The 19,210-nt window shown below is 63.6% G+C and carries 17 protein-coding genes; 10 read left to right on the forward strand and 7 right to left on the reverse strand.

Features of this window, described 5'->3' with window-relative positions:
• Positions 1-66 precede the first annotated feature (66 nt).
• Positions 67-264, forward strand: a complete 198-nt coding sequence (locus tag HXX15_RS10920; protein ID WP_296515972.1) for a hypothetical protein — start codon at positions 67-69, stop codon at positions 262-264.
• 87 nt (positions 265-351) lie between these two features.
• Positions 352-2,235: an ABC-F family ATP-binding cassette domain-containing protein gene (locus tag HXX15_RS10925; protein WP_296515973.1), complete on the forward strand. Its 1,884-nt coding sequence runs from the start codon at positions 352-354 to the stop codon at positions 2,233-2,235.
• Positions 2,236-2,266: 31 nt separating this feature from the next.
• Here HXX15_RS10925 and HXX15_RS10930 read toward each other — a convergent pair whose 3' ends face one another.
• The 3 genes from HXX15_RS10930 to HXX15_RS10940 form a co-directional block, all read right to left on the reverse strand.
• Positions 2,267-2,755, reverse strand: coding sequence for a hypothetical protein (locus HXX15_RS10930; protein ID WP_296516907.1), 489 nt, complete (start codon positions 2,753-2,755; stop codon positions 2,267-2,269).
• A gap of 205 nt (positions 2,756-2,960) precedes the next feature.
• Positions 2,961-3,413 (reverse strand): DNA polymerase III subunit chi, encoded by a 453-nt coding sequence (locus HXX15_RS10935; protein ID WP_296515974.1) that lies wholly within the window; start codon positions 3,411-3,413, stop codon positions 2,961-2,963.
• 9 nt (positions 3,414-3,422) lie between these two features.
• Positions 3,423-4,925, reverse strand: coding sequence for a leucyl aminopeptidase (locus HXX15_RS10940; protein WP_296515975.1), 1,503 nt, complete (start codon positions 4,923-4,925; stop codon positions 3,423-3,425).
• Positions 4,926-5,359: 434 nt separating this feature from the next.
• Here HXX15_RS10940 and lptF point away from each other — a divergent pair, with 434 nt between their 5' ends.
• From lptF to HXX15_RS10980, 8 genes are all read left to right on the forward strand, one after another.
• Positions 5,360-6,538, forward strand: a complete 1,179-nt coding sequence (lptF, locus tag HXX15_RS10945) for an LPS export ABC transporter permease LptF (protein ID WP_296515976.1) — start codon at positions 5,360-5,362, stop codon at positions 6,536-6,538.
• A 1-nt stretch (position 6,539) separates the two neighbouring features.
• On the forward strand, positions 6,540-7,622 hold the full coding sequence (lptG, locus tag HXX15_RS10950; protein ID WP_296515977.1) for an LPS export ABC transporter permease LptG: 1,083 nt from the start codon (positions 6,540-6,542) through the stop codon (positions 7,620-7,622).
• 56 nt (positions 7,623-7,678) lie between these two features.
• Positions 7,679-10,132, forward strand: coding sequence for an LPS-assembly protein LptD (locus tag HXX15_RS10955; protein ID WP_296515978.1), 2,454 nt, complete (start codon positions 7,679-7,681; stop codon positions 10,130-10,132).
• A gap of 81 nt (positions 10,133-10,213) precedes the next feature.
• Positions 10,214-11,137, forward strand: a complete 924-nt coding sequence (locus HXX15_RS10960) for a SurA N-terminal domain-containing protein (RefSeq protein ID WP_296516908.1) — start codon at positions 10,214-10,216, stop codon at positions 11,135-11,137.
• Between the two features lie 55 nt (positions 11,138-11,192).
• Positions 11,193-12,197, forward strand: a complete 1,005-nt coding sequence (pdxA, locus tag HXX15_RS10965) for a 4-hydroxythreonine-4-phosphate dehydrogenase PdxA (protein WP_296515979.1) — start codon at positions 11,193-11,195, stop codon at positions 12,195-12,197.
• A complete protein-coding gene (gene rsmA, locus HXX15_RS10970; RefSeq protein ID WP_296515980.1) occupies positions 12,194-13,060 on the forward strand; it encodes a 16S rRNA (adenine(1518)-N(6)/adenine(1519)-N(6))-dimethyltransferase RsmA in 867 nt (288 codons plus the stop codon). The genes pdxA and rsmA overlap by 4 nt, the downstream gene beginning before the upstream one ends.
• Before the next feature lie 14 nt (positions 13,061-13,074).
• The gene (locus HXX15_RS10975; protein WP_296515981.1) at positions 13,075-14,133 is read left to right on the forward strand and encodes an alcohol dehydrogenase; all 1,059 of its coding nucleotides are present in this window, start codon (positions 13,075-13,077) and stop codon (positions 14,131-14,133) included.
• 172 nt (positions 14,134-14,305) lie between these two features.
• On the forward strand, positions 14,306-15,175 hold the full coding sequence (locus HXX15_RS10980) for a hypothetical protein (protein WP_296515982.1): 870 nt from the start codon (positions 14,306-14,308) through the stop codon (positions 15,173-15,175).
• A 51-nt stretch (positions 15,176-15,226) separates the two neighbouring features.
• On the opposite strand, the gene HXX15_RS10985 is transcribed toward HXX15_RS10980, so the two are convergent.
• From HXX15_RS10985 to mltG, 4 genes are all read right to left on the reverse strand, one after another.
• Complete coding sequence (locus tag HXX15_RS10985; protein ID WP_296515983.1) at positions 15,227-16,234, reverse strand: DUF4424 domain-containing protein; 1,008 nt, start codon at positions 16,232-16,234, stop codon at positions 15,227-15,229.
• A 43-nt stretch (positions 16,235-16,277) separates the two neighbouring features.
• Positions 16,278-16,937, reverse strand: coding sequence for a guanylate kinase (gene gmk, locus HXX15_RS10990; protein ID WP_296515984.1), 660 nt, complete (start codon positions 16,935-16,937; stop codon positions 16,278-16,280).
• A gap of 2 nt (positions 16,938-16,939) precedes the next feature.
• Positions 16,940-17,827 carry a YicC/YloC family endoribonuclease gene (locus HXX15_RS10995; RefSeq protein WP_296515985.1) on the reverse strand — a complete coding sequence of 296 codons (888 nt, stop codon included), beginning with the start codon at positions 17,825-17,827 and terminating at the stop codon, positions 16,940-16,942.
• Positions 17,828-17,929: 102 nt separating this feature from the next.
• Positions 17,930-19,156 (reverse strand): endolytic transglycosylase MltG, encoded by a 1,227-nt coding sequence (gene mltG, locus HXX15_RS11000; protein ID WP_296515986.1) that lies wholly within the window; start codon positions 19,154-19,156, stop codon positions 17,930-17,932.
• Between the last annotated feature and the right edge of the window lie 54 nt (positions 19,157-19,210).

Here is a 19,210-nt window from a genome sequence, read left to right on the forward strand (position 1 = left end):
ACGAAACAATTGGCACCCCCGAGACTTGGTATGCAGCGACCAGATACAGACGAAATGGAACTCGCGATGCAGATGCGAATCACCGACGACTCCGAAACCATTGATCGCGCGACCAGTCGGTCGATCTGTGGCGCGATCGGCGAACGCTTGCGGCTCAATATGCGGCCCGATGGCTCCGAACTGCCCTCCGCGCTGCGAAACCTGCTCGACGAGATGCGGCGCCGGGAAGGTCAAAGCCTGCACGAACCGGACCGTCAGAACTGAGCCCTCCGCGGGCCGCCGCGCCGGCGCTGAGCGAAGATTTGATCCAATAATTGTTGCGTTTGACCCCCGTCCCGGTCAAAACGCCGAATGCTTTCAATCACAGACATTTCGATCCGGATCGCCGGACGGCTTTTGATCGATCACGGCTCAGCGCAGATCGCACCTGGCGCGCGGGTCGGATTCATCGGCCGCAACGGTGCCGGCAAGTCGACGCTGTTTCATGCCATCCGCGGCGAACTACCGACCGAGACCGGCAGCATCTCGCTGCCGCCGCGCTGGCGGATCGGCAGCCTCGCCCAGGAAGCCCCGAACGGCCCCGAAAGTCTGCTCGAAGTCGTGCTGAAGGCCGACCTCGAGCGCGACGCGCTGCTGATTGAGGCCGAAACCGCGCACGATCCGCACCGGATCGCCGAGATCCAGACCCGGCTGGTCGACATCGACGCCCATTCGGCGCCGTCGCGCGCCGCTGCGATCCTCAGCGGCCTCGGCTTCTCCACCGCCGACCAGGTCCGCTCCTGCTCGGAATTCTCCGGTGGCTGGCGGATGCGGGTAGCACTGGCCGCGACGCTGTTCTCTGCGCCCGACCTGCTGCTGCTCGACGAGCCAACCAACTATCTCGATCTCGAAGGCACGCTGTGGCTGGAAGACCATCTGGCCAACTATCCGCGCACCGTGATCGTGATCAGCCATGACCGCGATCTGCTCGACACCTCGGTCAACGAGATCCTGCATCTGGATCGCGGCAAGCTGGTGCATTACCGCGGCACCTATTCCGGCTACGAGGAATTCCGCGCCAACAAGGAAGCGCTCGACGCCAAAAACGCCAAACGCCAGGAAGCCCAGCGCAAGCATCTGCAGTCCTTCGTCGATCGCTTCAAGGCCACCGCCTCGAAGGCACGCCAGGCGCAGTCGCGCGTGAAAATGCTGGAGCGGATGAAGCCGGTGTCGGCGCTGGTGACGCAGGACGTCAAGGAATTCCATTTCCCGGCGCCGGAGAAGATGCTGTCGCCGCCGATCATCGCTGTCGACGACGTCACCGTCGGCTACGACAAAAAGCACCCGGTGCTGAAGCATGTCACGCTGCGGATCGACACCGAGGATCGCATCGCTTTGCTTGGCTCCAACGGCAACGGCAAGACGACGCTGGTGAAACTACTCGCCAACAAACTGGCGCCGTTTTCCGGCTCGGTGACCCGCGCCGACAAATTGGCGATTGCCTATTTCGCCCAGCACCAGCTCGACGAATTGAACGAGGACGGCTCGCCCTACGACCACGTCCGCAAGCTGATGCCGGACGCCACCGAGACCAAGATCCGCGGCCGCACCGGCGCGATCGGGTTCTCCGGCAAGGCTGGCGACACCATCGTGAAAAGCCTGTCGGGCGGCGAGAAGGCCCGGCTGTTGCTGGGGCTCGCGACCTTCTTCGGCCCCAACATGATCATCCTCGACGAGCCGACCAACCATCTCGACATTGACAGCCGCGCCGCGCTGGCCGAGGCGATCAACGACTATCCCGGCGCCGTGATCATGGTCTCGCATGACCGCTATCTGATCGAGGCCTGCGCCGATCAATTGTGGATCGTGGCCGATCACAAGGTCACGCCGTATGACGGCGATCTCGACGATTATCGCCGCATGGTGCTGTCGTCGCGCGGCATGCGCAGCAGTTCGCGCGACCGCGGCGGCAACGCGCAGGAGCGCGGCAACGGCCGCGACAAGCCGGCGCGTGCCAAGTCAGAAAAGAAGGTGCCGCTGAAGCAGAAGATCTCGGATGCCGAGGCCGAGATCGAACGCATCACTGGGATCATTTCCAAGATCGACACCGCGCTGGCGCTGCCGGATCTGTTCAAGCGCGATCCGAAACAGGCGGCGCAGCTCAGCAAGGCGCGCGCCGGCGCCGAGAGCGCGCTTCAGCGCGCCGAAGAGCAATGGCTGGCGGCAAGTTCATCCTACGATGAGGCGAACGGCTGAACCGAGTTCAAGCCACGGCGACGAAGGTCACTCAGGTCGCGGCGTGCTTCTTCTTCGCCTTCGGCTTGACGGCCTTCGGCTGCACCAGCGGCTCCGGTCCGCGCTCGATCGAGCTCAACCGTCCGGCCGTGAACGTATAGATGCCGGCGCGCGGACCGCTCGAATAGGTCAGAAGCGCGACGCGGTCGCCGCGGCCATTGGCCGAAATGCTGACCTCGTTGGGAACGCCGGCGCCGCGCGCGACGTCGCACTCGGTATGCCCGAGCGCCACAACTCCCGGCCGCGTCGCCGGCCCGGGCGCCGCGGCCGTCGCATCGCTGTCCGACAAGGCATTGGCCTCACTCGGCCCCGGCGGCGGCGCCATTCCCGGACACATGCCGTCGGCGCTGATCAGGTCGTCAGGAGTCACCGGCTTGTCCGGCGTCAGCGGCGGCGTTTCGATCGAGACGTTCTTGATGAAAAGTCGACCAGAGCGCGAAAACCACGCCGCATCCCGCGACAGCAAATCGGACGAGAACATGTCGGCCGTGCCGGAGCAGCCGGCAAACAGCGGAGCCGTCAGCACCAGAGCAACCAGGGCGTATCGATGAGAAGAATGCTGCCGCACGATCAAGTTGGTCCCACTCCCAAGGCTTAAGCGCTTGTATAATCGTCAATTTACGGCACGACCATGGCCATATCGCGCCGTCCCAGCAACGCAGAATATCATTAACCTCTTATTATCGCTAATTCCGCCGCCGCCATCGACCGGCCTCGTCCGCCTGCCAATAGGTGACCTCGAAGCCGCGAGATTTGCTCTCGGTCCAGGCGGCGCGCGCCATTGCCAACGCATCGGCATCGTCGCCGTTGAAAACCAGCACCATCCGCTCATAGGCCTCCGGATCGGCGGGCAAGGCGGCGTTGTCGACCAGAAAGCGGACATTGGCGCGGTTCGGATTGCCGTCCTCCGCGATCAGTACGATCGGCTGATGCGACGCATCCGCTACTCGCCAGCTCGCATGCGGCAGAAATGAATCGTCGCGATAGGTCCACAGATGCGCATCCAGCGCATCTGTACGTTCTTCCGAACTGGCCTGCACCACGACCCGCCAGCCACGCTCCAACGATTTCTCCAGAAGCGGCGGTAACACCTGCTCCAGCGTGATGTTTTGCAGATGATAGAACAGCACTTCGGTCATCGCGCGCGACTACTTCTTGGCTTCGTAATACTCCGCCACCAGCCGATCCAGCAGCCGGACGCCGTAGCCCGATCCCCAGCTTTGGTTGATCTCGGTCTTCGGCGCACCCATCGCGGTGCCGGCAATATCGAGATGGGCCCACGGCGTGCCATCGACGAAGCGTTGCAGGAATTGCGCCGCCGTAATTGAACCGCCATTGCGGGCGCCGGCGTTCTTCATGTCGGCGAACTGCGAATCCATCATCTTGTCGTATTCGGGCCCCATCGGCATCCGCCAAACCCGCTCGCCGGTCGACAAACCGACCGCGGTCAGCCGTTCCGCCAACTGATCGTTGTTGGAGAACAACCCGGCGTGCTCAGTGCCGAGCGCGACCAGAATCGCGCCGGTCAGCGTGGCGAGATCGACCATGAATTTCGGCTTGTGCTTCTTCGCCACGTACCAGAGCACGTCGGCCAGCACCAAACGGCCTTCAGCATCGGTATTGATGATCTCGATGGTCTGGCCGGACATCGAGGTGACGATGTCGCCGGGACGCTGGGCGTTGCCGTCGGGCATGTTCTCCACCAAGCCGATCGCACCGATCACGTTGACCTTGGCCTTGCGCGCGGCGAGCGCGTGCATCAGCCCGACCACGCAGGCGGCGCCGCCCATGTCGCCCTTCATGTCTTCCATGCTGCCCGACGGCTTGATCGAAATGCCGCCGGTGTCGAAGCAGACACCCTTGCCGACGAATGCGACCGGCTGTTCGCCGCGCTTGCCGCCGTTCCAGCGCATGATCACGGTGCGGCCGGGCTGGCTTGAGCCCTGCGAGACGCCGAGTAGCGCGCCCATCTTCAGCTTCGTCATCGCCTTGACGTCGAGGATCTCGACACCGACGCCGAGCTTGCGCAATTGCGCCGCACGGCGGGCGAATTCGACCGGATACAGCACGTTCGGCGGCTCGTTGACCAGTTCGCGCGCGATGATGACGCCGTCGACGACATGGCTTTCCGGGCTGAACGCCTTGCGCGCCGCGGCGACGTCGGCGACCGCGATTGCGACATTGGCCCTGACTGGATCCTGCTCGTCGTCCTTCTTCTTGGTCTTGTAACGATCGAATTTGTAGGCCCGCAGCCGGATGCCCGACGCCACCGCCGCGGCCTGCGCCGGCTTCAGCGCCGCCGACGGCAGCTCCGCGATCACCGTGACGGCGTCGCTGGCCGCATTGATCTTGCCGGCGATGGTGCCGCCGAGTTTGAGGAAGTCGTGATCCTTGATCGCCGCCGCCTTGCCGGTCCCAACCACCACCAGCCGGCCGACCTTGAGGCCTTCCGGCGCCAGAATATCCAGAGCAGACCCCGACTTACCCTTGAACTGGTTGGTTGTCGCCGCGCGCTTGACGAGACTCGCCGCCGCGCCGAGAGCTTTGCCGGTCGCCACGCCGAATTTCAGGGCGTCGTCACAGAACACGAACAACGTGCCGCGGGCACTCGCGGAAAACGGGACGAAGCCGACTTTGACGGCGTCGGACATGGGCAATCCTCCAAATCAGGGCTGGCGCAGGGTAACAGAGTTCCGCTGCGCAATGGTCTGCAAGAGGTTTTGGTTTCCTGAGCCGTTATGTCAAGGCAGCTTCTGAACCACCTTCAAACTCTGGAAAAACCGCGCGCGGCCGATTCGGTCGAGTCGGCCTCGGATCGCGTCGAACCACATGCCGAATCGCCGCTGGCAACGATCGCCACCCCACGGTGCCCAGACACCGTTACGACATAGCGACACGTGTCTTTCGGGCGACACTCCGGTGAACGTTAACCATATTCCGACCGCATCACAGCTCAGCCATTTTGTTGACAGATCAAACAGATGGTAATGCCACTCTGGGACCGGAGCCAGCTTGGCTGCCATGGGGGGATTCGCTGAATCCTGGCGTCGGCTGGTTTCGGATCAAACGGGGATCGTACCGACTGATGGGGTCTGTCGACAGCTACATTTTTCGCACGACGATGACGTCGTTTGCGGTGGTCCTGGCCAGCCTGACCGGCGTGATCTGGATTACCCAAGCGTTGCGTGGCATCGACTTGATGACGAGTCAGGGCCAGACCATCGTGACCTTTCTCGGTCTGACCGGCCTCGCCGTTCCGGTGCTGATTTTGGTGATCGCTCCGGTCGCGCTGATGATCGCGGTCGCCCACAGCCTCAACCGGCTCGCCACCGATTCTGAAATCATCGTCATGAACGCCGCCGGGCTTTCGCCGATCCGTCTGTTCCGCCCGTTCATCTACGCCACCATCGCGGTCTCGATCTTGGTCACGGTTATTTCCGCCTATATCGCGCCGGATGGGCTTCGCCGCATCAGTCGCTGGGACAGCGAGATCACCGCCGACATCCTTGCCAATATCCTGCAACCTGGGCGCTTCGCGCAGATCGAGCCGAATCTGACCATCCGGGTGCGCGAACGGCAGCCCGGCGGGCTGCTGGTCGGCGTCTTCATCGACGACCGCCGCGACCCCAAAGAGCGCGTCAGCATCATCGCCGATCACGGTTCGGTGGTGAAAAACGACGATGGATCGTTCCTCGTTCTCGAGGACGGCAATCTCCAGCGATTCGAAGTCGGGAAAAACGATCCGGCGCTGGTCGCGTTCAGCCGCTATGCGTTCGATATGTCCAAATTCTCCCGCGCCCGCGACGTTACTTATGGAATTCGCGAGCGCTATTTGTGGGAATTGATGTGGCCCGCGGAAGAAGATCCGCTCTACATCGCGCTGCCGGTCCGATTTCGCGCGGAAATGCACGAGCGTCTGCTCGCATCGGTCTATCCGTTCGTGTTCACCTCGATCGCGTTCATGTTCCTGGGCCTGCCCCGCACCACCAGGCAGAGCCGAAACTTCTCGATGGTCGGCGCGATCTTCGTGGCCTTCGCCGTGCGGCTGGCCGGCTTTGCGTGTTCGGTCATGACCAACAACACGCTATGGGTCGCCGCCGTTCAGTACCTGCTGCTGGCCGCTGCGATCTCGGGCGGGGTTTGGGTGATCGCACGCCATGTGGTGATCGAGCCGCCGGCAAAGCTGACCGAGGGATTAGACGCGCTGAGCGCTTCGCTGGCGCGGCTCGTCCGGCGGATGCAGCCATCCGAAAGCGGGGCCTGAGATGGGGGGCATTCTCGGGCGCTATTTCGCCGGCCGCTTCGTGTCGGCCTCGCTCGGCGTCTTCTTCGGTCTGTTCGTGTTGCTGGTTTTTGTCGACTATATCGACTTGCTGCGACGCGCCGGCGGGCTCGCCGTCTCGGCCTTCGTGATCGCTCAGGCGTCGTTTTACCGGGTCCCGCAATTGCTCGAACGGATGATGCCGTTTTGCATCCTGATCGGCGGCATGAGCTGCTATTTGGCACTGTCGCGCCGTCTCGAACTGGTCATCGCGCGCGCCGCCGGCATGTCCGCCTGGCAGTTCATTTCGCCGGCGCTATGGAGCGCGCTGGCGCTCGGCGTTTTCGCCAGCACGGTGTTCAATCCGATGTCGGCCTACATGCAGGAACGCGCCAAGCAGATGGAGGCGGAACTGTTCGGCAACGGCGCGGGCGGGCTGCAGGACGCCAACGGTTTCTGGATCAATCAGGTCACCAATGAGGGCCAGGCCATCATCAATGCGGCGCGGAGCCAGCGACAGGGCACGCTGCTCAGCGGACTGACCGTGTTCCGTTTCGAGCCCGATTTCCAATTCAAGGAGCGGATCGAAGCCCGCGAGGCGACGCTGGAGCCGGGCTTCTGGCTGTTCAAGAATGTGCGCCGCTATACGCTCGGGGCGCTTCCCGTCGACGAGGAGACCTTCCGGCTGGCGACCACGCTGACCGAGGCCCAGATCCGCAACAATTTCACCACCCCGGAGAGTGTGTCCTTTTGGCAACTGCCGAATTATATCCGGTCATCCGAGAGTTCCGGCTTCGCCACATCAGGCTATCGCCTGCAGTACCATAAGCTGCTGGCGAAGCCCTTTTTGCTGGCCGCAATGGTGATGCTAGCGGCTTCTGTAAGCTTGCGATTCTTTCGATTCGGCGGCGTGCAAAAGATGGTTTTGAGTGGCGTGGCAGCAGGCTTTCTGCTCTATATCCTGTCGAAAGTAACCGAGGATTTGAGCAAGGCTGAGTTAATGCATCCGCTCGCTGCGGCGTGGCTACCTGTCTCGGTGGGTGGCCTCGCTGGTTTTTTGGCCTTGCTGTACCAGGAGGACGGGTAGTGGCTGTTATCGCCGCCCTCCAAGGAAAGCTGTCCACGCTTCGGCAGCGCATTATCATGCGCGGCGGTCGCAGAGCCATGGCTGTGTGGCTGGGCCAGTTGCTGGCGATCATGCTCGCTGGCGCAATTGATCTTACCGCCGCAACGCCAGCTTCTGCCCAGGGCTTCACCTATAACCAGCCTCCAGTCCGACCGAAGACCCCTCGCCCGGCCGAAAACAACGGCCAGATGTTCGTGCAGGCCACCGAGGTCAATTACGACTACAACAACTCGCGGGTGTCGGCGGTCGGCAACGTGCAGATGTTCTACAACGGCACCAATGTCGAGGCCGACCGGATCGTCTACGACCAGAAGACCAAGCGGCTGCAGGCCGAGGGCAATGTCCGCATGACGGACGCGGACGGCAGGATCACCTATGCCAACCAGATCGATCTGAGCGACGATTATCGTGACGGTTTTGTCGATTCGCTGCGGGTCGATACTGCGGATCAAACCCGGATCGCCGCGTCGCGTGCCGACCGCACCGACGGCAACTACAACGTGTTTCAGAATGGCGTTTATACCGCCTGCGCCCCCTGCAAGGACAATCCGAAGAAGCCGCCGCTTTGGCAGGTGAAGGGCGCGCGGATCATCCACAATCAAACTGAAAAGATGCTGTATTTCGAGAACGCGCAGCTGGAATTCTTCGGCGTGCCGCTCGCCTATCTGCCGTATTTCTCGACGCCGGATCCGACGGTCAAACGCAAGACCGGCTTTCTGATGCCATTCTACACCACCAACACCACCTTCGGTTCGGGTTTCGAGACGCCGTTCTACTGGGCGCTGGCGCCGGACTATGACCTCACGCTGTCGCCGCGCTACACCACCAAGCAGGGCTTGCTGATGCAGGGTGAGTTCCGGCAGCGCCTGATGGATGGCGCCTATCAAATTCGCGCCTACGGCATCGACCAGATGAGTCAGTCGACCTTCGCCGGACAGCCGGGCGACCGCGCGTTTCGCGGTGGCGTCGAGTCCAAGGGCCAGTTCGCGCTGAACGACAAATGGGTCTGGGGCTGGGACGCCGTGGCCTTGTCCGACAAGGCGTTTTTTGTCGACTATCGGCTGTCGCAGTACAAGGACGCTTGGGGCTCGTTCCTGACGCAAACGACCGAAGGCGTCTCGCAGCTATATCTGACCGGCGTCGGCAACCGCAGCTACTTCGATGCGCGCACGATCTACTATCTCGGCTTTGCCGCAGCCGACATCCAGGCCCAGATCCCGGTCGTGCATCCGGTGATCGACTATTCGAACGTGCTGGATCGTTCGATCCTGGGCGGCGAATTCAGTTACAAGACCAACCTGACCAGCATCAGCCGGCAGAACGCCGCGTTCGATCCGGTGACGACGATCGCCAACACCAGCGGCCTGTGTCTGTCGGCTTCGGCCGACCCGCTGGCCCGGATGCCGGCGAGCTGCCTGCTACGCGGCGTTCCCGGCACCTATTCGCGGTTGACCGCCGAGGCGCAGTGGCGGCGTTCCTTCACCGACCCCTACGGACAGATATGGACTCCGTTCGCCTCGCTTCGCGCCGATGCGATCGACGCATCGATCTCGAATCAGCCGGGCGTCTCCAACTTCCTGCCGGTCGGCGACACCCAGACGGTGCGCGTGATGCCGACGGTCGGCCTCGAATATCGCTATCCCTTCATCAACGTTCAGCCCTGGGGAACCACGACGATCGAACCGATCGCACAGGTGATCGTCCGGCCGAACGAAACCTACGCCGGCAAGCTGCCCAACGAAGACGCGCAAAGCATGATCTTCGATGCCAGCAACCTGTTCAGCGTCGACAAGTTTTCCGGATACGACCGCGCCGAAGGTGGCGGACGCGCCAATGTCGGGATTCAGGCCACCACGCAATTCGACCGCGGCGGCGCGATCAATGTGCTGTTCGGCCAGTCCTATCAGTTGTTCGGAATGAATTCATTCGCGGTCAGGGATCTGACCAATACCGGGGTCGACTCCGGACTGACGACGCCGCGCTCGGACTATGTCGGCCGGGTGTCGTACTCGCCCAACAGCACCTACAAGTTCACCACACGAGTGCGACTGGATCAGGCGACGCTCGACGTCAATCGCTTTGAAGCCGAGGCCAGCGCGAATTTCAATCGCTGGTCGGTCAGTATGATCTACGGAAATTATGCGGCGCAGCCGGATCTCGGGTTCTTGACACGACGCCAAGGCATTTTGGGCACCGCGTCCATCAAGCTGGCATCGAATTGGGTAGTCTCCGGCGGCGCCCGTTGGGATCTTGAGGCCAGCAAGATCGACCAATATATCGTCGGTGCCGGTTACGTCGACGACTGTTTCGTTCTGGCACTGAATTATGTGACCGCGTATGCTTACTCCAACTACGCTGCGGCGCCGACGCTCAGTCACTCGGTGATGCTGCAGATCGGGCTACGGACGCTCGGTATGGGCGCGGTCCAGCAGACCCTGACTGGCGCAGCGAGCGGCGCGTTGGGCCAATAGCGCGGAGATGCGCCATCGCGGCGCCATGGCGTCGCATTCGAAACAGGGCAAACCTCGATTCGCTGGATGGCAGACTTGACCATGATGACAATGCTTCGTAATCGCCTCCTCTGCCTACTGCTGTGCTGCGCCGTGATGCTGATGGTCGGCATGGGTTCGTCGCGCGCTCAATCCGTCGCCATCATGGTCAATGGCGAACCGATCACCAACTTTGACATCGAGCAGCGCACCAAGCTGCTCGTCGTCTCGACCCGTCAGACTCCGACGCGTCAGCAAGTGATCGACGAGTTGATCGACGAGAAGGTGAAGATCAAGGAAGGCAAGAAATTCGGCGTCGATCCCAGCGCCTCGGATATCGACGCTTCGTTCGCGAGCATGGCCACGCGGCTGCGGATCTCGCCGGAGCAAATGACCAAGTCGCTGGAGAGCCAGGGTGTTCGCCCGGAAACGCTGAAGAGCCGGATGAAGGCCGACATGGTCTGGACCAGCCTGGTGCGCGGTCGCTTCAAGGACAGCCTGCTGGTCGGCGAGAAAGACGTCGAAGCCCTGCTCGACAGCAAGGACAAGCAGGAGGTCGACAGTTTCGAATACCAGATGCAGCCGGTGGTCCTGATCGCCCCGCGCGGCTCGGACCTGGAATCCCGACGCAAGGAGGCCGAGACGCTGCGCGAGCGCGTGCAGAGCTGCGACGAGGCCAACAACCTCTTCAAGACCATGCGGAATGCCGCCATTCGCAGTACCGTCACCAAGACCTCGGCTGATCTGCCGGTGGTGCTACGCGAGGTTCTCGACAAGACACCAATCGGCCATCTGACCCCACCCGAGGTCACCAAGCGGGGGATCGAAATGGTCGTGCTTTGCAGCCGCAAGCCAACCACCGCCGACACGCCGAAGAAGCGAGAGATCCGGGAAAAGTTGTATTCCAAGAAATATGAAACGAAGTCGAAAGCCTATCTGCAGGAAATCCGCAAGGCGGCGATGATCGAGTACCGCTCGGCAAAATAGGCGTCGGCGTTCGCGTCCGGCGAACCTCGCACACGAAGGCATTCAGGTCGGCGACATGGCAAAACCTCTGGCGCTGACGCTCGGCGAACCCGCGGGAATCGGTCCGGATATCGCGCTCGCCGCATGGCTGCGGCGCGACGAACTCGACCTTCCGCCGTTCTACCTGCTCGGCGACCGCGACTTTCTGGCGCAACGCGCCAGGACGTTGGGGCTCGACGTCGCATGCGCCGATGTGCGCCCCGAACAGGCGATCGATCACTTCGCCCGCGCGCTACCGGTGGTCGGCACCGGCGATCGCGCGACCGCCAGTCCCGGTCATCCCGACGCTTCCAGCGCACCCGCCGCGATCGGCTCGATCCGACAGGCCGTCGCCGACGTGACGGCGGGGCGCGCCGCCGCGATCGTCACCAATCCGATCGCCAAGAGCGTGCTGTACAAGGCCGGGTTCGCGCATCCCGGTCACACCGAATTTCTCGCCGCCCTTGCTGGCGGCGACGGCCAGGCGCCGCAGCCGGTGATGATGTTGTGGTGCCCTTCGCTCGCGGTGGTGCCGGTGACTATCCATGTCTCGCTGCGCGACGCCATTGCTCAATTGTCGACCGATCTGATCGTCTCGACCGCGCGCATCGTCGCAGCGGCGCTGAGCAACCGCTTCGGCATCGCCCAGCCGCGGCTGGCGATCTCCGGCCTCAATCCGCATGCCGGCGAAGACGGCGCGCTCGGCGGCGAGGACCGCGCCATCATCGCGCCGGCGGTCGAGATCCTGCGCCGCGCCGGCATCGAGGCGCGCGGCCCGCTGCCGGCCGACACCATGTTTCACGCCGCCGCGCGCGAAAACTACGACTGCGCGATCTGCATGTACCACGACCAGGCGCTGATCCCGATCAAGACCATCGCGTTCGACGAAGGCGTCAACGTCACGCTCGGCCTGCCCTTTGTCCGCACCTCGCCCGATCACGGCACCGCCTTCGATATCGCCGGCAGCGGACGCGCCAATCCGTCGAGCCTTATCGCGGCGCTGCGGCTCGCGGCGCGCATGGCGGCGGCACAACCGGCATGAACACGATCGACGATCTTCCGCCGCTCCGCGACGTGATCAAACGGCACGATCTGGCGCCGCGCAAAGCGCTGGGCCAGAATTTTCTGCTCGACCTCAACCTCACCGCGCGGATCGCTCGCGCCGCGGGTCCGCTTGAGGATTCCACCGTGATCGAAATCGGTCCCGGCCCGGGCGGGTTGACGCGCGCGCTGCTGGCGCTCGGCGCCAAGCGGGTGATCGCGATTGAGCGCGACGAGCGCGCGCTCGGCCCGTTGCAGGAGATTGCCGCGCACTATCCCGGCCGGCTCGAAATCATCTGCGCCGATGCACTGGAATTCGATCCGCGGCCATTGCTGCATGGCGAGCGCGCCAAGATCGTCGCCAACCTGCCCTACAACATCGCGACCCCGCTGCTGATCGGCTGGCTCAGCGTCGAGCCGTGGCCGCCCTGGTACGACACCATGGTGCTGATGTTCCAGCGCGAGGTCGCCGAGCGGATCGTCGCCCACGAAGACGACGAAGCCTATGGCCGGCTCGCAGTGCTGGCGAACTGGCGCGCCGAAACCAAGATGCTGTTCGACATTTCGCCGGCGGCCTTCGTACCGCCGCCCAAGGTCACCTCCTCGGTGGTGCGACTGCTGCCGCGCGCGGCGCCACAACCGTGCGACCGCAGGACGCTGGAACAGGTCGCGGCGGCGGCGTTCGGCCAGCGTCGCAAGATGCTGCGGCAGAGCCTGAAATCGCTGGGCGTCGATCCGGCACGGCTGGCGGCGGCGGCCGGGGTCGATGCCTCCCGCCGCGCCGAAACCGTCCCGGTCTCGGGCTTTGTTGCCATGGCCAATGAATTGACCGATATACGGACCACAAAACCAAACCTGGCTTAAGGGAGAGACACACCATGGCGCTGATGCGTCGCCAATCGCTCGTCAAATTCGATGCCCCGCTGTGCGAGACCATCGTCGATACCCCGAAGCCGCAGGGCAACGAGGTGCTGGTGCGGATCGAACGCTGCGGCCTGTGCCATTCCGACCTGCACATCCAGGACGGCTATGCCGACCTCGGCGGCGGCAAGAAGCTCGACACCACGCGCGGCATGACGCTGCCGTTCACGCTCGGCCACGAGATCGCCGGCGTCGTCGAGGAAGTCGGCCCTGATGCTTCCAAGGATCTTATCGGCACCAAGAAAGCGGTGTTCCCCTGGATCGGCTGCGGCAAATGCCGCGATTGCCTCGCCGGCGACGAAAACCTCTGCGCCAAGAACCGCTTTCTCGGCGTCTCGATCGACGGCGGCTTCGCCACACATGTGCTGGTGCCGGACGCCAAGTATCTGCTGGATTACGATCCGCTGCCGGTCAACGTCGCCGCGACGCTGATGTGCTCCGGCATCACCGCCTATGGCGCCTTGAAGCGCCTGGTCGACCGGCCGCGGCAGCGCAATATCCTGCTGATTGGTCTCGGCGGCGTCGGCATGATGGGGCTGTCGTTCGCGCAAGCGATGTTCACGCAGAAGATTTCCGTCGCTGATCTCAGCCCGGCGGCGCGCGACACCGCGCTGCAGAACGGCGCGTCGTTCGCCTATGATCCGTCGGAGCCCGACGTGGTCAAGCGCATCATCAAGGAGACCGAAGGCGGCTTCGATGCCGTGGTCGACTTCGCCGGCAACGACAAGTCGATGAATTTTGCGGTCGCCACAGTGGCGCGCGGCGGCAAGATCGTGGTGTCCGGCCTGATGGGCGGCAATTTCAGTCTGCCGATGGTGCAGTGGATCTACAAGCGCATGACCATCGAAGGCTTCATGGTCGGCACGCTCGAGGAAGCCAAGGAACTGATGGCGCTGGCGCGCGCTGGCAAGATCAAGCCGACGCCGATGAAGGAAGAGCCGATGGGCGAGGTCCAGAAATGGATCGACGAACTGCGCGCCGGCAAGGTGGTCGGCCGCATCATGCTGAAGAACTAAGCGCCGTCATCGCGCGTAGTTGCGGCGCGGACTCCACCCAAGGAGCCCGCGTCCGCGGCCAGATTCTTGCCTAATACCGTCCGGATTTGCGGCTTATTGCGACCCCATTTTCCACCCAGAAACGGGAGCCTCAGGGTCCCGTTTCAGTCGTGTCAATTTATCGGGGGATGCAATGAAGAATCGAACCGCGAAATTCGTATCGATCGTCTTCGTGGGAGTTGCGGCGGGCGTCGTATTGCCGGCGATCACCGGCTTCACCGCGCATGCCGCCGCCGAATGTCTGGCCAAGCCGAATGCCGCGGCGCCGCAAGGCAGTCATTGGTACTACCGGGTCGACCGCTCCAGCAAACGCAATTGCTGGTACGTCCGCGCCGCGGGGCAGCCGTCCGCGGCGAACCCGGCGACCGCGGACCGCGCCCCGGAGACGCCGGCGGCGCCCAAAGCCCGCGCCGCGCTGCGGCCGGCGGTGGCGAATGCCCGTGCCGAACTGGCCCCCTCACCGGACCCCGCGCGGCAGCCGACCACTGCGCCATTCCCGAACCCCGGGTCCGACCCCAGCGCGACCGGCCCGCAAGCCATGACCGCGCCGAATTGGCAGCTGGCGGGGCGCTGGGCCGATCAGGGCAACACGCTCAGCGCGGCCGATCGCGAGTCGGGCGCCGCCACCGCGGCTCCGCAGGCCATCGCCAGCGCTGAAGCGCCGCCGCCCGCGACCATCGCAGCACCGGCCGTGGCCCCGTCGACGGAACCCGCCGGCAGTTCGATCTGGACGCTGCTCGGCGCGCTGGTGGCCGCGTTGGCTGTGGCCGGCCTGACCGTAGCGGCGGTCATGAAATTCGGCGGCAGCAGGCCGGCGGTCCGGCGCGACGCCAATGGCCGGCCCGACATCTGGGGCGCGGTCGAGCACGATCTGCCCTTGACCGAGCAGCCCGCGGAGTCGCCAATGAATTGGATCAAGATCGCGCGCGAGCGCCACGCCGCGCTCGACCGCAGCGACGAAATCGAACGATTGCTGTCAGGCGCCGCCAAACGACCGGGCTGAGCGCGACCGCCCGAACGACTCGGCCGCGCGAGGTCAGCGGCGGCTTGACCGTTATTGTGGCGACAGGTCGACGATCAGGATGTCGAGATCGCGCGTCGGCGTGAAATTGGTCTTGCGCACTTCGAACGTGGTCGGACCGACCTTCTTCACCCCGGTCTCGCAGAAGCTGACCAGCGCCGTCGGCTCGCCCTTGTCCACGGTCAGCCGGAAATCGCCGATTGGCCCCGCCCAGTTGGCGCCGGTCTTCAGCACATAGGCGATCCGAAATTCCGGCGGCGGCGCGCCGCCGTTCTTCTTGGTCATGGCGGCGACGCCGGAGATGAACGAAGTCTCGGTGCAAAACCGCGCCAGATACTCCCGCTTCTCCTGCGCGCTGGCATCCTTCGACGCCACGGCGGTCTGCACGCTTGCGCCGACGCTCGGCGCGTAGCTATGCTCGATGATGAGTTCGCGACCGGCTGGAAAGGTCTGCTCCCAGTAGTAAGTGGTGCGCAGGCTCCAATCGGGCGCGACATGCTTCTCCATGCCCTTGCCGGCGTCGTAGGAGCCGTCATGGACCAGCCCTTCCTTCGTCAGCTGCTGCTCCAGGTCTGGTGGCAGCGCATCGAGCGCCGCGTTAGTTTTCTTGGCGCGGGGCTGCAGCGGCAATTTCAGTGCCTGCAGCCGCGCGGTGACGTCTCGGCCGGCGAGGAACGCTTTTTGCTCGATCCGGGCGTTGACCTCGCGTCCGTCGATCAATGTGCGGAACTGCAGGAAATTGTCGGAATCGTCATCCGGCACCGCGATATTGCTAGCTTCCTGAGCGTCCACTTCCGGCAGCGGAAACGCCACGGTGACGGTCTGGTCGACGCTGGCGTGATTGAAGAAGCGGTAACGGACGTCGATCCGCTTGCGCGAGATTGACAGATCTTCGGAGCGCATTTCGATATTCGGATTGGTTTGGAACACCAGACCGCCGGTCGTCAGCGCCGCCATTGTATCGTTGGCGTGCGCGGCCGCGCAGCCGAAGCAGAGTGCGGCGAAAACGACGGTCCGGACGAAGTATTTCGTATGGTCCATTGAACTCGCGCCTTTCCGCAGTCTGTCTTGCCTAACGTTGCGACTACCGCTCCAGCTGCTTCTGCAGATCGCGCACGAAGGCGGTCAGCCCGGTGCGGCGTTCACGCTTCAGCCGCTCCGCTTTCAGGATCGACTGCACCTCGGCGAAGGCCTCGTCGATGTCGTGATTGATAACGATGTAATCGTATTCGGCGAAATGACTCATCTCATGGCTGGCACGACTCATCCGACCGCGAATCACTTCGTCGGAATCCTGCGCGCGGGTGTGCAGCCGCTTTTCCAGATCCGCGGCCGAGGGTGGCAAAATAAACACGCTGACGACGTCGTCGCGGGCCTTCTCGCGCAGTTGCTGGGTGCCCTGCCAGTCGATGTCGAACAGCACGTCCTGCCCGGCCGCCAGCGCCATTTCCACCGGCGCGCGCGGCGTACCGTAGCGATTGTCGAACACGTTGGCCCATTCCAGCAATTCGCCATTTTCAGCCATTGCTTCGAACCGGGCATGATCGACGAAGTAGTAGTCGCGTCCCTCTTGTTCGCCCGGACGCTTGGTCCGGGTGGTCGCCGACACCGACATCTTCAACCCGGATACGCGCTCGATCAGCAGGCGCGACAGCGTGGTCTTGCCCGCGCCCGACGGCGACGACAGCACGAACATCAGCCCGCGCCGCTCGAGACTTTCGAAGCCGTGCCCAGAGGCCGTCATGATCACTCCAGATTCTGCACCTGCTCGCGGAATTGCTCGACCACGTTCTTCATCGCCAGCCCGGTGTTGGTCAATTCCAGATCGTTCGACTTCGAGCAGCAGGTGTTGACCTCGCGATTGAATTCCTGGGACAGGAAATCCAGCCGGCGGCCGACCGCGCCGCCCTTGCCGATCATCTCGCGAGCCTGGGCGATGTGCGAAGCGATGCGGTCGAGCTCCTCGCGAATGTCGGCCCTGGTGGCGATCATGATGGCTTCCTGATGCAGCCGGTCGGCATCGAAACGGTCCGATGCCTCGAGCAGCGCCGCGATCTGCTCTGCCAGACGGGCCTTGACCGCCTCGGGCTTGCGCCCCGGCGCGGCCTCGGCCTTCTTCGCCAGCGCCTCGATCTCGTCTAGCCGCAGCGACAGGATTTCGCCGAGCGTTACACCTTCGCGCTTGCGCATCTCGATCAGGCTGGCCAGCGCCTGCTCGAACGCGGCCTCGACCGCAACCCGCGCCGCCTTGTCCTCGGCCTCGTCGCTTTCCGGCTCCGCCACCTCGATCACGCCCTTGATCGCCAACAGCCCGTCGACGCTCGGCGCCACCGCATCGATCTTGCCGGCCAGATCGGCGGCGACTTTCAGGATCGAATTCAACACCTCTTCATTGATGCGGACCGTCGACAGCGCGCCCGCGCGCTTGACGCTCAGATTGGCGTAGACCGTGCCGCGCGACAGCAATTCCGCGGCGCGCTTGCGAGCGACCAGCTCGACATCGTCCCAGCCGGGCGGCAGCCGCATCCGGAAGTCGAAGCCCTTGGCGTTGACCGACTTCAATTCCCATTCGAACGTATAGGGCCCACTGCTACCGTGGCTGCGCGCAAACCCGGTCATGCTCGACAACGACATCGCGTGATGATCTCCGCAGATTTCAGGTGTGAGATTCGTTCGGACGACGACGTCGACCATAGCCCATGACCGCCCGGAAAGTGAGCGTCTTGACCATCGATGCTATTGTCGGGCGGCGCCGGCACGCACACGTTTCTTGGACGGCTTCGCAGCCGGTTCGGATTTATCCGACGCCGCGGAGGCATTGGCGTCCGGCGCGATCGTAGCGGTCGGCGGGGTGTCATCCGCCGGCTCGACGGTATCGTTCTGAAGCTGCTTTTCCTGCGCGCGCAACTTGGCAACGTTCTTTTGGTGCAGGTCGTAGGTCTCGGTGAAGGCGTGACCGCCGCTGCCGTCGGCGACGAAGAACAGATCGCGGGTGCGCGCGGGATTGGCGGCGGCTTCGAGCGACGCGCGGCCGGGATTGGCGATTGGCCCCGGCGGCAGACCATCGACGACGTAGGTGTTGTAGGGCGACGGTTGCTGGATCTCGCTGCGCTTGATCGGCCGTCCCAGCGTGCCCTTACCGCCCACCAATCCATAAATGATGGTCGGATCGGATTGCAGCTTCATCTTTTGTCGCAGCCGGTTGACGAACACCGCGGCGACCCGGCTGCGCTCGTCCGCCTTGCTGGTTTCCTTCTCGACGATCGATGCCAGCGTCACCAATTGCTCGGGCGTCTTCACCGGAATATCCGGGTTGCGGCGTTCCCAAATGTCCGCCAGCACCCGCTTCTGCTCGCGTTGCATGCGCTGGATCACCTGCTCGCGCGTGGTGCCGCGCGGAAACTTGTAGGTCTCCGGCAGCAAAGTGCCCTCGCGTGGCATTTCGCGAATGGTGCCGGAAAAGATCTCGTTCTCCGAAAGCCTGGCGACAATCTGCTCGGAGGTCAGGCCTTCGGCGATCGTCACCGCGTGCTGCACCACCTTGCCTTCGACGATGGTGCCGATCACGTCGCGGAGGCTGGCGTTCTTCTGGAACGAATATTCGCCGGGCTTCAGGTCGGCGCGCGCCTTCAACGCGAACACGCTGCCGATGAACGCCCAACGGTTGTTGTCAATCACGCCCTCGCGCTGCAGGATGTCGGCGATGTCGCCCATTCCGGCGCGCTGCGGGATATTGACGACCTTGTCTTCCTTGAGCGGCCCCGGCGCCTCGATCTTCTGCTTGCCGTAGACGTAGATGCCGCCGGCGCCGAGCATCGCCACCAGCAGCACCGTTATGATGGCATTGCCGATCACGATGAACGGATTGCGGGCGCGATCGGAGCGCTTCGGCGGCGGCGGAACCTGCTCGGGCTCCAACGCTGCGCGCGGGCTTCTCGGTGAAATCGGCGGCCTTTCGCTCATCGGTGCAACCTGAGTCCTGTCGGTTCAATTCTGACTTGTCGCAACGACCGCATT

The organism is Rhodopseudomonas sp., from assembly GCF_013377015.1.
Lineage (GTDB): Bacteria > Pseudomonadota > Alphaproteobacteria > Rhizobiales > Xanthobacteraceae > JARJEH01.

Excerpts from the sequence above, each read along its gene's own strand:
- HXX15_RS10920 (WP_296515972.1), top strand. The coding sequence starts at position 67 with ATGCAGATGCGAATCACCGACGACTCCGAAACCATTGATCGCGCGACC.
- HXX15_RS10995 (WP_296515985.1), bottom strand. The coding sequence starts at position 17,827 with ATGTCGTTGTCGAGCATGACCGGGTTTGCGCGCAGCCACGGTAGCAGT.
- HXX15_RS10960 (WP_296516908.1), top strand. The coding sequence starts at position 10,214 with ATGATGACAATGCTTCGTAATCGCCTCCTCTGCCTACTGCTGTGCTGC.
- lptG (WP_296515977.1), top strand. The coding sequence starts at position 6,540 with ATGGGGGGCATTCTCGGGCGCTATTTCGCCGGCCGCTTCGTGTCGGCC.
- HXX15_RS10935 (WP_296515974.1), bottom strand. The coding sequence starts at position 3,413 with ATGACCGAAGTGCTGTTCTATCATCTGCAAAACATCACGCTGGAGCAG.
- HXX15_RS10940 (WP_296515975.1), bottom strand. The coding sequence starts at position 4,925 with ATGTCCGACGCCGTCAAAGTCGGCTTCGTCCCGTTTTCCGCGAGTGCC.
- lptF (WP_296515976.1), top strand. The coding sequence starts at position 5,360 with ATGGGGTCTGTCGACAGCTACATTTTTCGCACGACGATGACGTCGTTT.
- HXX15_RS10925 (WP_296515973.1), top strand. The coding sequence starts at position 352 with ATGCTTTCAATCACAGACATTTCGATCCGGATCGCCGGACGGCTTTTG.
- gmk (WP_296515984.1), bottom strand. The coding sequence starts at position 16,937 with ATGACGGCCTCTGGGCACGGCTTCGAAAGTCTCGAGCGGCGCGGGCTG.
- mltG (WP_296515986.1), bottom strand. The coding sequence starts at position 19,156 with ATGAGCGAAAGGCCGCCGATTTCACCGAGAAGCCCGCGCGCAGCGTTG.
- HXX15_RS10975 (WP_296515981.1), top strand. The coding sequence starts at position 13,075 with ATGGCGCTGATGCGTCGCCAATCGCTCGTCAAATTCGATGCCCCGCTG.
- HXX15_RS10930 (WP_296516907.1), bottom strand. The coding sequence starts at position 2,755 with ATGTTCTCGTCCGATTTGCTGTCGCGGGATGCGGCGTGGTTTTCGCGC.
- HXX15_RS10980 (WP_296515982.1), top strand. The coding sequence starts at position 14,306 with ATGAAGAATCGAACCGCGAAATTCGTATCGATCGTCTTCGTGGGAGTT.
- HXX15_RS10955 (WP_296515978.1), top strand. The coding sequence starts at position 7,679 with ATGCGCGGCGGTCGCAGAGCCATGGCTGTGTGGCTGGGCCAGTTGCTG.
- pdxA (WP_296515979.1), top strand. The coding sequence starts at position 11,193 with ATGGCAAAACCTCTGGCGCTGACGCTCGGCGAACCCGCGGGAATCGGT.
- rsmA (WP_296515980.1), top strand. The coding sequence starts at position 12,194 with ATGAACACGATCGACGATCTTCCGCCGCTCCGCGACGTGATCAAACGG.
- HXX15_RS10985 (WP_296515983.1), bottom strand. The coding sequence starts at position 16,234 with ATGGACCATACGAAATACTTCGTCCGGACCGTCGTTTTCGCCGCACTC.